Annotated in this window: 13 protein-coding genes; 9 read left to right on the top strand and 4 right to left on the bottom strand. The window is 72.5% G+C overall.

Annotation, left to right across the window (positions count from 1 at the left end; genetic code table 11):
* Positions 1-35 precede the first annotated feature (35 nt).
* The 4 genes from RFN52_RS10630 (at position 36) to RFN52_RS10615 (ending at position 3,794) form a co-directional block, all read left to right on the top strand.
* Positions 36-1,205, top strand: coding sequence for an ArsA family ATPase (locus tag RFN52_RS10630; protein WP_184845423.1), 1,170 nt, complete (start codon positions 36-38; stop codon positions 1,203-1,205).
* A gap of 104 nt (positions 1,206-1,309) precedes the next feature.
* The gene (locus tag RFN52_RS10625; RefSeq protein WP_184845421.1) at positions 1,310-1,810 is read left to right on the top strand and encodes a DUF5304 domain-containing protein; all 501 of its coding nucleotides are present in this window, start codon (positions 1,310-1,312) and stop codon (positions 1,808-1,810) included.
* A gap of 133 nt (positions 1,811-1,943) precedes the next feature.
* On the top strand, positions 1,944-2,897 hold the full coding sequence (locus tag RFN52_RS10620) for an ROK family glucokinase (protein ID WP_031107652.1): 954 nt from the start codon (positions 1,944-1,946) through the stop codon (positions 2,895-2,897).
* 150 nt (positions 2,898-3,047) lie between these two features.
* Positions 3,048-3,794, top strand: a complete 747-nt coding sequence (locus RFN52_RS10615; protein WP_184845419.1) for an endonuclease/exonuclease/phosphatase family protein — start codon at positions 3,048-3,050, stop codon at positions 3,792-3,794.
* 3 nt (positions 3,795-3,797) lie between these two features.
* Here the strand turns inward: RFN52_RS10615 and RFN52_RS10610 are convergent, their stop codons facing one another.
* Together RFN52_RS10610 and RFN52_RS10605 are read right to left on the bottom strand one after the other, a co-directional pair.
* Complete coding sequence (locus tag RFN52_RS10610) at positions 3,798-4,418, bottom strand: hypothetical protein (protein WP_184845417.1); 621 nt, start codon at positions 4,416-4,418, stop codon at positions 3,798-3,800.
* Positions 4,411-5,208, bottom strand: coding sequence for an alpha/beta hydrolase (locus RFN52_RS10605; protein WP_184845416.1), 798 nt, complete (start codon positions 5,206-5,208; stop codon positions 4,411-4,413). Before RFN52_RS10605 ends, RFN52_RS10610 begins: the two co-directional genes overlap by 8 nt.
* A 202-nt stretch (positions 5,209-5,410) precedes the next feature.
* On the opposite strand from RFN52_RS10605, the gene RFN52_RS10600 reads away from it, so the two are divergent.
* From RFN52_RS10600 to RFN52_RS10585, 4 genes are read left to right on the top strand one after another with little or no spacing between them, the layout of a single operon-like run.
* Positions 5,411-6,193, top strand: coding sequence for a lysophospholipid acyltransferase family protein (locus RFN52_RS10600; RefSeq protein WP_184845414.1), 783 nt, complete (start codon positions 5,411-5,413; stop codon positions 6,191-6,193).
* A 28-nt stretch (positions 6,194-6,221) separates the two neighbouring features.
* Positions 6,222-7,448: a MacS family sensor histidine kinase gene (gene macS / locus RFN52_RS10595; RefSeq protein ID WP_184845412.1), complete on the top strand. Its 1,227-nt coding sequence runs from the start codon at positions 6,222-6,224 to the stop codon at positions 7,446-7,448.
* Positions 7,445-8,134, top strand: a complete 690-nt coding sequence (locus RFN52_RS10590) for a response regulator (RefSeq protein WP_184845410.1) — start codon at positions 7,445-7,447, stop codon at positions 8,132-8,134. The genes macS and RFN52_RS10590 overlap by 4 nt, the downstream gene beginning before the upstream one ends.
* Positions 8,135-8,187: 53 nt before the next feature.
* Complete coding sequence (locus RFN52_RS10585) at positions 8,188-9,216, top strand: 6-phosphofructokinase (protein ID WP_184845408.1); 1,029 nt, start codon at positions 8,188-8,190, stop codon at positions 9,214-9,216.
* A gap of 15 nt (positions 9,217-9,231) precedes the next feature.
* Here the strand turns inward: RFN52_RS10585 and RFN52_RS10580 are convergent, their stop codons facing one another.
* Together RFN52_RS10580 and RFN52_RS40055 are read right to left on the bottom strand one after the other, a co-directional pair.
* Complete coding sequence (locus RFN52_RS10580) at positions 9,232-11,097, bottom strand: anthranilate synthase family protein (protein WP_184845406.1); 1,866 nt, start codon at positions 11,095-11,097, stop codon at positions 9,232-9,234.
* A 96-nt stretch (positions 11,098-11,193) separates the two neighbouring features.
* Positions 11,194-11,250 carry a trp operon leader peptide gene (locus RFN52_RS40055; RefSeq protein ID WP_078625594.1) on the bottom strand — a complete coding sequence of 19 codons (57 nt, stop codon included), beginning with the start codon at positions 11,248-11,250 and terminating at the stop codon, positions 11,194-11,196.
* A gap of 96 nt (positions 11,251-11,346) precedes the next feature.
* On the opposite strand from RFN52_RS40055, the gene RFN52_RS10575 reads away from it, so the two are divergent.
* Positions 11,347-12,699, top strand: coding sequence for a class II 3-deoxy-7-phosphoheptulonate synthase (locus tag RFN52_RS10575; protein WP_184845404.1), 1,353 nt, complete (start codon positions 11,347-11,349; stop codon positions 12,697-12,699).
* Positions 12,700-12,862 lie beyond the last annotated feature (163 nt).

Raw genomic sequence — 12,862 nt, 5'->3', positions numbered from 1 at the left:
GGGCGCTCCGGCGACTCCCGGTACCGTTCAGCCCCATGCGCACCATCCTGATCACCGGCCCCGGCGGCAGCGGTCGTACCACCCTCGCGGCCGCGACCGCCCTGGCCGCGGCGGCCGAGGGCACCCGCACCCTCGTCCTCGGCACCGACCGCACGGACAGTCTCGGTGCCGCCCTGGGGGTGCCGACCGGCCCGGCCCCGGTCCAGGCCGCCCCCGGGCTCACCGCCTGGCGCCCCGACGCCGCCCAGGACTTCCGCAAGGACCTCACCGCACTCCAGGACCGCGCCTCCACCGCCCTGGACCTCCTCGGCGCCTCCCGCCTCGACCCCGACGAACTCACCCCCCTGCCCGGCGCCGAGGAACTGGCCCTGCTGCGCGCCCTGCGCGACGCCGCGCTGTCGGAGAAGTACGACACCCTCGTCGTCGACCTCCCCCCGGCCCCGCAGGCCCTCGCCCTCCTCGCCCTGCCCGAGGAACTCCGCCGCTACCTGCGCCGGCTGCTCCCGGCCGAACGGCAGGCCGCCCGCGCCCTGCGCCCCGTCCTCGGCCGCCTCGCCGGCGTCCCCATGCCCGCCGAGTGGCTCTACGAGACGGCCGGCCGCTGGGACCTGGAACTGGCCGCCGTCGAAGCGGTCGTCGCCGACCGGGACACCGTCGTACGTCTGGTCGCCGAGCCCGGCCCGGCCGGTGCCGAAGCGCTGCGCACCGCCGGCCTCGGCCTCGCCCTGCGCGGTCTGCGCACCGACGTCGTGATCGCCAACCGCGTCCTGCCCGAGGCGTCCCCGGACACCTGGCTCGCCGGCCCCGTCGCCCAGCAGCGCAAGACACTGGAGGAGTGGCGGGAGTCCCACGACGTCCGCACCGTGGCCCACCTCGGACACGACCCGCGCGGCACCGACGACCTCACCGCCCTCGCCGTGCCCGGCGTGCAGCCGGCACCCCCCGCGGCCGACTGGCCCGTGACCGACCGGCTCGACGCAGACGGCGTCCTCGTCTGGCAGATCCCGCTACCCGGTGCCATACGCGAGGAACTGGACCTCGTCCGGCGCGGCGACGAACTCGTCGTCACGGCGGGGCGGTTCCGCCGGATCGTCCCGCTGCCCTCCGCGCTGCGCCGCTGCACCGTCGACGGGGCCGCCCTGCGCGAGGGCGAGCTGCGGATCCGCTTCGTGCCCGACCCCGGACTGTGGCCGCAGAGCAGGTGACACGGCGGGCGGCGGACCGGGGAGGAACGGCCGGCCCCGGCCCGTGAACGCGGTACGCCCGTTCGGGTAACGTCGTAGGGACGAACCGTAGTCAGGAGTCCGTCATGAGCGAAGAGCCCTCCCCGTCCGGCGCCGCCCGCGAAGAGGCCGCGGACGAGGTGCGGGCGAGCGACGCCGACGCCTGGGCGACCGCGTGCGCCGAGGACCTCCAGGCGGAGAAGGCCCGCCGCCGCACTCAGTACGGCAAACCCCCGGGCTCCGCGGCCGACGAGCTGAAGAAGCTCGTCGACGCCGTCGCGGAGAAACTCTCCGGCGTCCAGTCCCCGCTGCTCGGCGCGGTCGCGGGGCCCGCCGCCCAGCAAGTGGTCCGGCAGGTCGTCCAGCAGGCCAAGGACGCCGTGGAACCCGTCATCGAACGCAACCCGGACGTCTTCGACCACCTGGCGGCGGCCGGGAACGAACTGCTCGCCGCCTACCGCTCCGCCGTCCAGGCCCAGGAGCGCCGCTGGACCGGCCGCGACGATCAAGGCGACCCCCGTGACCAGGACGGACGCCGGGACGGCGGCGACGACGCCGGTCCCGGGGAGCGCATCGACCTGGACTGAGTCCCCGGCCCCGGCGAGCGGCGGGCCCGGTGCGGCCGGCCGGGGGTGCCCACCGTGCGGACGACCGCCGACCCGACCGCAGGGCCTCGGGTACCGTTATCCGTAGCGGGGCTCGACCGAAACTGAGGGATTCATGGGACTCACCATCGGCGTCGACATCGGCGGCACGAAGATCGCGGCCGGCGTGGTCGATGAGGAAGGCAACATCCTCTCGACCCACAAGGTGCCGACCCCGGGCACGGCTGAGGGCATCGTGGACGCCATCGCCTCGGCGGTGGACGGCGCTCGCGTCGGTCACGACATCGTCGGCGTGGGCATCGGCGCCGCCGGCTACGTGAACCGGCAGCGCTCCGAGGTCTACTTCGCGCCCAACATCCACTGGCGCAACGAGCCGCTCAAGGAAAAGGTCGAGGCTCGCGTGGGCCTCCCGGTGGTCGTGGAGAACGACGCCAACGCGGCGGCGTGGGGCGAGTACAAGTTCGGCGCGGGCAAGGGCCACCGCAACGTCATCTGCATCACGCTGGGCACCGGCCTCGGCGGCGGCATCATCATCGGCAACAAGCTGCGCCGCGGACACTTCGGCGTGGCCGCCGAGTTCGGGCACATCCGCATGGTGCCGGACGGCCTGCTGTGCGGCTGCGGCTCGCAGGGCTGCTGGGAGCAGTACGCGTCGGGCCGGGCCCTGGTGAGGTACGCCAAGCAGCGCGCCAATGCCACCCCCGAGAACGCCGAGACCCTGCTCGGCCTCGGCAACGGCACGCCCGACGGCATCGAGGGCAAGCACATCTCCATGGCCGCCCGCCAGGGCGACCGGGTCGCCGTCGACTCCTACCGCGAACTGGCCCGCTGGGTCGGCGCGGGCCTCGCCGACCTGGCCTCCCTCTTCGACCCCTCCGCGTTCATCGTCGGCGGCGGCCTCTCCGACGAGGGCGAACTGGTCCTGGGTCCGATCCGCAAGTCGTACAAGCGCTGGCTGGTCGGCGGCAACTGGCGCCCGGTGGCCGAGGTCCGCGCGGCGGAACTGGGCAACAAGGCCGGCCTGGTGGGCGCGGCGGACCTGGCCCGGGAGCCCGACCCGATCATGTAGACGCCCTCGGGGGACGCGCCTCAGGGGAGGCGCCTCAGGGGCGCGGGGCTGTATCGACGTGCGGCTCCGCCGCGTGGGCGCGACAAGCCACGAACGACCGGCACTCGCGCCCAACCCCGCGCCCCGCCCCTCCGGGCGTAAATTGATCACATGTCGCTGCTCCCCAACTCGCGTACAGAACCCGACGGTTCCGCAGTCATCAGGGTTCTCGGCTACAACATCCGCTCCATGCGCGACGACACCGATGCCCTGGCCCGCGTCATCAGGGCCTGCGAGCCCGACCTCGTCCTCATCCAGGAAGCCCCGCGCTTCTTCCGCTGGCGCAAGAAACTCGCCCGCCTGGCCCTCGCCTCCGACCTGGTGATCGTCACCGGCGGCGCCACCACCACGGGACCGGCCATCCTCAGTTCGCTGCGGGTGACCGTCGAACGCACGGAGGACATCCTCCTGCCCCCCACCCCCGGTCTGCACCGCCGCGGTTTCGCCACCGCGGTCGTCCGCATCGCCGGCGCCCGCCTCGGCGTGCTCAGCTGCCACCTGTCCCTCCAGAAGGACGAGCGCTACGAGCAGTCCGGCATGCTCCTGGACCGGCTCGCCGGCCTGGGCGTGGAGCACGCGATCGCCGGCGGCGACCTCAACGAACGCCCCGAGGGCCCGGCCTTCCGCCGGCTGGCCGGCCGGCTGACCGACTGCCGGGCCGCGGCCCCCTGGGGCGGCGAACACACCTGGACCCCCGCCGACCCCTACCAGCGCATCGACGCGATCTTCGCGACCGACGGCATCGAGGTCCTGGGCTGCGGCGTGCCGACCGGGCAGCCGGGGGTGTCCGACGCGGACCTGAGGGCGGCCACGGACCACCTTCCGGTCCTGGCCGCCCTCAGGGTTCCCGCTTCCTAGGGTCTAGACGACCGCGCCCCGCCCGGGGTCGTCGTCCTCGTCGTCCGTGCGCATGCGCATCACCAGCGTCGCGAACCCGCCGAGGAACCCGCCGATCCCCAGCGTGGCCAGCCACCACGTCATGTCCCAGCCGAGCAGCACGGCCAGCAGGAGCAGCACCGGCCCGCCGAGCACGCCGAGCCAGGCGAACTTGGACGTCGGGTCGGCGGTCGGCAGCGGGGGCGGCTCCGGGGGCACGAAGTGGCCCTCGTCGTCCTCGTCGAAGTCGTCCTCTGCGGGCTCGGGCGTGGTGTAGTCGCGCGGGCCGACGCCCGGCGCGAACGAGACGGAGCCTCCCAGGGGCTGCACGGCCTTGTCCCCGGGCTCCTCGGCCTCCCGCGGCTCGGCCGGCTTGACGGTGTCGCCGGACTTCACGGCCGTGTCGCCGCCGTCGATCCCGGCGTCGTTGGTCCCGGCCGCCGGCAGGGCCAGGTCCTCGATGGACTTGAACGGCTTGGCGCCCGGCGGGTCCGGCGGCTCCTCGCCATACCCGGCGACGATCGCCGCCCAGGCGGCCTCCTCGTCGAAGGGGACGCCCTGCTCCTCCGGCTCCCGGCCCTCACGGTCGGAGTCGTGCTCAGCCACCTGCGGTCGTCCCTTCCTTGCCGAGCCCGGGCTCCTTGCCGAGGGCGGACGCGATGCGGCCGATGAACGCGAGGCTCTCCTCGTGGATCCGGTCCGCGTCATGGTCCAACGTGGCGACGTGGTAGCTCTGTTCCAGGATGACCTCTTTCACATCCGTCGAGGAGATGCGGCTGAGGATCCGGGCCGAGTCGGCGGGCGGCACCACATGGTCCTGCGGGCTGCGCATCAGCAGCACCGGCTGCGTGACCTGCGGCAGCTCGCGGTCGGTGGCCTGGAAGAACTGCCGCAGCGAGTGAGCCGCGTGCAGCGGCACCCGGTCGTAGCCGAGCTCCCTGCCGTCCGGCTTGGCGATGTCGCTGGCGATGCCCTTCGTCGCGGGGACGAGGTGGCGCACCACCGGCAGGGCGTGCGCGGCCAGGCCGTGCACCTTGTTCGCGGGGTTGACGACCATGACACCGCGGACGGCGTCGCCGTGCTTGGCGGCCAGCCGCAGGGCGAGTGCGCCGCCCATGGACAGACCGGCCACGAAGACCGTCTCGCGGCGCTCGCACAGCAGACGCAGCGCGCGGTCCACCTCCGCGTACCAGTCCTGCCAGCCGGTGATCCGCAGGTCCTCCCAGCGCGTGCCGTGCCCGGGCAGCAGCGGCAGGGAGACGGTCAGGCCGTGCTCGGCGAGGTGCTCCGCCCAGGGGCGCAGCGACTGCGGTGATCCGGTGAAGCCGTGGCAGAGGAGGACGGCGACCTCTCCGCCTTCGTGGTGAAACGGCTCGGCTCCGGCAAGGACCGGCACCTTCGGCCTCCTGGTCGTGAGAAGGGACTGGCACGATCACGGAATGTCACGGAACGTCATGGAAGGGGTCGCACGGCGTTCGCGGGACCTTCACCGTACGCGACCGCACTGACACCGACCAGGGCCGTCGGCGCCTTTGACGGTGCTCCGGGTTAAGGTCTGATCGACACATACAGGAGGCACTCGGTTGTTGTATGGCGCGATGAAGGTCACCATCGGGGGTCCGCTGAAGCTCGCCTTCAGACCCTGGGTGGAGGGCCTGGAGAACGTACCCGCCGAGGGCGCTGCGATCCTGGCGAGCAATCACCTGTCGTTCTCAGACTCGTTCTTCCTGCCCGCCGTCCTCGACCGCAAGGTCACCTTCATCGCGAAGGCCGAGTACTTCACCACGCCCGGCGTGAAGGGCCGGATGACGGCCGCCTTCTTCAAGGGGGTCGGGCAGCTCCCCGTGGACCGCTCCGGGGCGCGCGGCGCGGGTGAGGCCGCCATCAAGAGCGGCGTAGAGGTGCTGGAGCGCGGTGAGCTGTTCGGGATCTACCCGGAGGGCACGCGCTCGCCCGACGGGCGGCTCTACCGGGGCAAGCCGGGTGGCCTCGCGCGCGTGGCGCTCGCCACGGGCGCGCCGGTCATCCCCGTCGCCATGATCGACACGGAGAAGATCCAGCCGCCCGGAAAGGTCATGCCGAAGCTGATGCGGCCCGGCATCCGGATCGGCAAGCCCCTGGACTTCAGCCGCTACCAGGGCATGGAGCACGACCGGTTCGTGCTGCGCGCGGTGACCGACGAGGTCATGTACGAGATCATGAACCTCTCCGGCCAGGAGTACGTCGACATGTACGCGACGGCCATGAAGCGGCAGCTCACGGAAGCGGCGAAGGCGGAGAAGGAAGCCGAGAAGGCGGCCAAGGCCGCTCTCGCGCGGGCCGAGAAGGAACAGGCCGAGAAGGAAAAGCAGGAGCAGGAGCGGCGGCGGACCGAGCCCTAGCCGGGGCTTCGGTCGGGGGGCGGGGGAGATGGCCAAGCGCGAGCGAGTCATGAGGATGTCGGTCGAGCAGCCCCTGTGGCGTGCCCTCACCGGGTACCGGGTGCTCACGATGCTGTACGCGGTCGGCCTGTTCGCCACCGCCTACGACGAGTTCACCCGCCCCTGGGTCGCCGTCGCCTACTTCGCCGTGCTGTGCGCCTGGACCCTGGCCACGCTGCCCCGCGTCGCGAACGCCGCCCGCTGCACCAAGCGGTTCCTCGCCGCCGACCTCACCATCGCCGTCACCGGCATCCTGCTCACGCCCGTCGCCGACGCCCACGAGCGGGTCCAGGCGGGTGGCCCGACGCTGCCGTCGATCTGGACCGCCGGTGCCGTCCTCGCCTTCGCCATCAAGGGCGGCTGGCGCTGGGCGGCCCTCGCCTCCGGCCTCGTGGCCGTAGCCAACCTGGTCGAGCGCGGCAGCCCGGCCCGCGACACCGTCCACAACGTCATCCTGGTCTGCATCGCCTCCGTCGCCATCGGCTACGTCGTCGAGGTCGCCCGGGCCTCCGAGCGCACCCTCGCCCGCGCCCTGGAGATCGAGGCCGCGACGCGCGAGCGGGAGCGCCTCGCCCGGGACATCCACGACAGCGTGCTCCAGGTGCTGGCGATGGTGCAGCGCCGCGGGGCCGTGCTCGGCGGAGAGGCGGCCGAGCTGGGCCGGATGGCCGGTGAGCAGGAGGTCGCGCTGCGCACCCTGGTCTCCGGCGGCCTCGTGCCCGTCTCGCGGGTCTCGGAGGACGCCGCCGAGGGCGCGCTCGTCCGGGCCGTCGACGAGGAGCCGGAGCCGAGCGGCCCCGTCGACCTGCGCGCCCTGCTCGCGCCGTACGCGGGTGCCCTGGTCAGCCTCGCGGAGCCCGGCGCGCCCGTACCGCTGGCGCCGGCCGCCGCCCGGGAGGTCGCCGCAGCCGTCGGGGCCGCCCTGGACAACGTCCGCCGGCATGCCGGTCAGGACGCGCGCGCGTGGATCCTCGTCGAGGACGAGCCGGACGAGGTGATCGTCACCGTCCGGGACGACGGCCCCGGCATCCCGGAGGGGCGGCTCGTCCAGGCCGAGGGCGAGGGGCGGCTCGGCGTCGCCCTGTCCATCCGCGGCCGGCTGCGCGACCTCGGCGGCAGCGCGGAACTGATCTCGGTGCCGGGACAGGGCACGGAGGTCGAGCTGAAGGTACCGAAGGACGTGACGGACACACGGGGGAAGGCGGAGCAGCGATGACGGAGACCAGCGCAGACCGGCAGGACCCGATCAGGGTCATGGTCGTCGACGACCACCCCATGTGGCGCGACGCCGTCGCCCGCGACCTGGCCGAGTCGGGCTTCGAGGTGGTCGCCACCGCGGGCGACGGCGAGCAGGCCGTACGCCGCGCCAAGGCCGCCGCGCCCGACGTCCTCGTGCTCGACCTGAACCTGCCCGGCAAGCCCGGCGTCCAGGTCTGCAAGGAGGTCGTCGGCGAGAACCCCGCGCTGCGCGTCCTCGTGCTGTCCGCGAGCGGCGAGCACGCCGACGTCCTGGAGGCCGTGAAGTCCGGCGCGACCGGCTATCTGCTGAAGTCGGCCTCCACCGGCGAGCTCCAGGACGCGGTCCGCCGCACGGCCGTCGGCGACCCGGTCTTCACCCCCGGCCTGGCCGGACTGGTCCTCGGCGAGTACCGCCGCCTGGCCTCCGAGCCCGCCCCCGCCCCCGACACCGACGAACCCAAGGCGCCCCGGCTCACCGACCGCGAGACCGAGGTGCTGCGGCTGGTCGCCAAGGGCCTGAGCTACAAGCAGATCGCCGAACGCCTGGTCATCTCCCACCGCACGGTGCAGAACCACGTCCAGAACACGTTGGGCAAGCTCCAGTTGCACAACCGCGTCGAGCTCGTCAGGTACGCGATAGAGCGCGGCCTCGACGACGAGTGAGACGCCCGTCACACTGACCCTTCGTCAGGCACCTGCGGCGAAGGGACTGTTCCATGCGCGTCGGAGTACTGACCGGAGGCGGCGACTGCCCCGGCCTCAACGCCGTCATCCGGGCCATCGTCCGCAAGGGCGTGCAGGAGTACGGCTATGACTTCACCGGCTTCCGGGACGGCTGGCGAGGACCCCTGGAGAACGCCACCGTCCGTCTCGACATCCCCGCCGTGCGCGGCATCCTGCCCCGCGGCGGCACCGTCCTCGGCTCCTCACGGACCAACCCGCTGAAGGTGGCGGACGGCATCCGCAGGATCAAGCAGACCCTCGCCGAGCTGGAAGTCGATGCGCTGATCACCATCGGCGGCGAGGACACCCTCGGGGTGGCCGCCCGCCTCTCCGACGAGCACGGAGTGCCCTGCGTGGGCGTGCCGAAGACGATCGACAACGACCTGTCCGCCACCGACTACACCTTCGGCTTCGACACCGCCGTCGGCATCGCGACCGAGGCCATCGACCGGCTGCACACCACCGCCGAGTCCCATATGCGGGTCCTGGTCGTCGAAGTGATGGGCCGTCACGCCGGCTGGATCGCCCTGCACTCGGGCCTGGCCGGCGGCGCCAACGTCATCCTCATCCCCGAGCAGCGCTTCGACGTCGAGCAGGTGTGCGCCTGGGTGACCTCCCGCTTCCGGGCGTCGTACGCGCCGATCGTCGTCGTCGCCGAAGGGGCGATGCCGAGGGACGGCGACATGGTCCTCAAGGACCAGTCGCTGGACTCCTTCGGGCACGTCCGGCTGTCCGGGGTCGGCGAGTGGCTCGCCAAGGAGATCGAGAAGCGCACGGGCAAGGAAGCCCGCACCACGGTCCTCGGGCATGTCCAGCGCGGCGGCACCCCCAGCGCCTTCGACCGCTGGCTCGCCACCCGCTTCGGGCTGCACGCCATCGACTGCGTCCGCGACCGCGACTTCGGCCGGATGGTCGCGCTGCGCGGCACCGACATCGTCCGCGTCCCCATCGCGGACGCCACGGCCCGCCTGAAGACGGTGGATCCGGCGCTGTACGAGGAGGTCGGGGTGTTCTTCGGCTGACGGCCCGGCACCGGGTCAGACCGAGGGCGCGCCCGTGCCCCGCACCTGCGCCACCAGCTCGCGCACCACCGCCGCACCGTTCAGCGTCAGCACCGACTCGGGATGGAACTGCACCCCCGCGAACCCGCGAGCGCGCAGCGCGTGCACCTCCCCGTTGGCGGCGCGAGCGACCTCGACCCCGTGTGCCGACAGCTCGGCCGCCTCCTCGTCGTCGCAGCGCGCCACGAAGCTGTTGTAGAACCCGACGGTCTCCCGCCGCCCGAACAGCTCGATCTCCGTCTGCGCCCCCTGGTACGGCACTTCCTTCCGTACGATGTCCAGCCCCAGCTCGGCCGCGATCAGCTCGTGCCCGAGGCACACCCCCAGCACGCCCTGCCGTTCGCCGCGGATCACCTCGGAGGTGAGGCCGCGCAGGAAGCGCATCTTGGGATCGGCGAGGTCGGACGGGTCGCCCGGGCCGGGCCCGAGCACGACGGGCCCCTCGTGCGCGAGCACCGCCTCCCGCAGTCCCGGCTCGTCGTACCGCCGCACGCTCACCTCCAGGCCGCCGGCGCGCAGCACGTGCGCGAGCATCGCCGTGAACGTGTCCTCGCCGTCGACGACCAGGGCGTGGCCGGTCAGTTCCGCGGAGCGCTCCTGCATCCGCAGCCAGAAGGGCGCGAGCGAGGAGCGGCGTCCGTCGAGCGCGGCACGCACCCGGGGGTCGTCGGCCAGCCGCGGCCGCACGGACTCCTCGCGCGGCCGTCCCGGCCGTACACCCAGGGCCGCCAGGACACCCGCCGCCTTCGCATGGGTCTCCGCGACCTCGCCGGCCGGGTCGGACCCGCGCACGAGCGTGGCGCCGACCGGAACGCGCAGCCGCCCCTCGGAGGAGATGTCGGCGGTGCGGATCAGGATCGGGGAGTCGAGGGTCTGGGCGCCGCCGGAGTCCCGGCCGATCAGGGCCAGCGCGCCCGCGTAGTAGCCCCGCCCCTCGGCCTCGTGCCGTTCGATGACCCGGCAGGCGTTCTGCACGGGCGAGCCGGTGACGGTCGCCGCGAACATCGTCTCCCGCAGCACGTCCCGCACGTCCAGCGAGGACTTCCCGCGCAGCTCGTACTCGGTGTGCGCGAGGTGCGCCATCTCCTTCAGCCGGGGCCCGATCACGACCCCGCCCATGTCGCCGACGGTGCACATCATCTTGAGCTCCTCGTCGACGACCATCGACAGCTCCTCGATCTCCTTGCCGTCGGCGAGGAAGCCGAGCAGATGCTCGGGCGTGGGCCCCTCGGCGGGGTAGCGGTAGGTGCCGCTGATCGGGTTCATGACGACCGTGCCGCCGGACATCCGCACGTGCACCTCGGGGCTGGCCCCGACCAGCGTGCGGTCCCCGGTGTGCACGACGAACGTCCAGTACGCGCCCCGCTCGCCCTCCAGCAGCCGGCGGAACAGGGCCAGCGCGTCGGTCCGCCCGAACCCGGGGATCTCGCCCTCGTAGGTCCGCCGGATCACGAAGTTCGCGCCCTCGCCCCGCCCGATCTCCTCGCGCAGCACGCGCCCGACGATCTCGCCGTACTCCTCGTCGGCCACATCGAAACCGCCGCCCTCGACGCGCACGTCGTGCGCCGGGAGCTGCTCCAGGGCTTCGGCCAGCGGGACGTCGTACGACTCCTCGGGCGTGAGCGCGAGCAGGGGCGTGCCGTCGTCGCGGACGTCGAAGCCGCGCTCGCGGATCTGCCGGAAGGGAACCAGCGCGAGGCTGCGGTCGGGGAGGTCGGCGAGGCGGTCGTGCGGGGCGACCGGGCCGATCAGGACCTCGACCCGTTCCTGGTCGTGGCCCGGGGTGCGGCGGCGCAGCAGGGCGAACGGACGGGGGTCGTCCGGCAAGCCGAGCAGGTTCATGGGTCCGTGCTCCATCTCGGTGAGAGAGGAACGGACCCCGGGAAACACCGAAGGCCGCCCCTCGGGCGGCCTTCGCGAAGTCTTGAGTACGCGCAGTCAGCGGGCCGCCGGATGAGCGGTCCACCACCAGGTCTGGGTCGAGTGCGCGAACATGCGACGCACCCTACCCCATGCCCGAGGAGTGTTCGGGGTGTCTCAATTGCTGGTCATGGGTCAGGACGCCCGACACGACCCCGTAGTGTTGAGGTCGTGACCGTGAACGCTAAGACCAGCGCCTCCGCTGGCAACACCTGGCGAGATCTGCCCGCGGCGCAGCAGCCCGAGTACCCCGACACCGAGGCTCTGCGCGCAGTCGTTGCGGACCTCGCGTCGTATCCGCCGCTCGTCTTCGCGGGCGAGTGCGACCAGCTGCGCGCCCGGTTGGCGGCCGTCGCCAAGGGAGAGGCGTTCCTCCTCCAGGGCGGCGACTGCGCCGAGGCTTTCGACGCGGTGTCCGCCGACCACATCCGCAACAAGCTGAAGACGCTGCTCCAGATGGGCGCCGTGCTCACGTACGCCGCGTCCGTGCCGGTCGTGAAGGTCGGCCGCATCGCCGGCCAGTACTCCAAGCCGCGCTCCAAGCCGACCGAGACCCGCGACGGCGTGACGCTGCCGACCTACCGCGGCGACTCCGTCAACGGCTTCGACTTCACCGAGGCCGCGCGCGTCCCGGACCCCGAGCGGCTGAAGCGGATGTACCACGCGTCCGCCTCCACGCTGAACCTCGTGCGCGCCTTCACCACCGGCGGCTACGCCGACCTGCGCCAGGTGCACGCCTGGAACCAGGACTTCGTGAAGTCGTCCCCGTCGGGCCAGCGCTACGAGCAGCTGGCGCGCGAGATCGACAACGCGCTGAACTTCATGCACGCCTGCGGGGCCGACCCGGAGGAGTTCAAGACGGTCGAGTTCTACGCCTCGCACGAGGCGCTGCTGCTCGACTACGAGTCCGCGCTGACCAGGGTCGACTCGCGCACTGGCCAGCTGTACGACGTCTCCGGGCACATGGTGTGGATCGGTGAGCGCACCCGGCAGCTGGACCACGCGCACATCGAGTTCGCCTCGAAGATCCGCAACCCCATCGGCATCAAGCTGGGTCCGACGACCACCGCCGAGGACGCGCTGCAGTACATCGACCGTCTCGACCCGGACCGCGAGCCGGGCCGCCTGACCTTCATCGTCCGCATGGGCGCCGACAAGGTCCGCGACAAGCTCCCCGAGCTGGTCGAGAAGGTCACCGCCTCCGGTGCCACCGTCGCCTGGATCACCGACCCGATGCACGGCAACACCTACGAGGCGGCCTCCGGGCACAAGACCCGCCGCTTCGACGACGTGCTCGACGAGGTCAAGGGCTTCTTCGAGGTCCACAAGGCCCTCGGCACCCACCCGGGCGGCATCCACGTGGAGCTGACCGGCGACGACGTCACCGAGTGCGTGGGCGGCGGCGACGAGATCTTCGTCGACGACCTGCACCAGCGCTACGAGACGGCCTGCGACCCGCGGCTCAACCGCAGCCAGTCGCTCGACCTGGCGTTCCTCGTGGCCGAGATGTACCGGGACCAGTGATGTACAGGGGCCAGTGACGGGTCCGCCTCTTACCGGGGCATGGACTGGGGCGCGGATCACACGATCCGCGCCCCTCTCCACTTTTGTGCCCCGGACCCGACGGGTAAGGTTAGGTTAGCCTCACCGATCAACGGGGACGGCATATCTGAGAACGACCCGTCGG

Source organism: Streptomyces collinus (assembly GCF_031348265.1).
Classification (GTDB): Bacteria; Actinomycetota; Actinomycetes; order Streptomycetales; family Streptomycetaceae; genus Streptomyces; species Streptomyces collinus.
The sequence above is the reverse complement of the archived record's forward strand: the minus strand, read 5'-3'. Positions and strand labels throughout refer to the sequence as shown.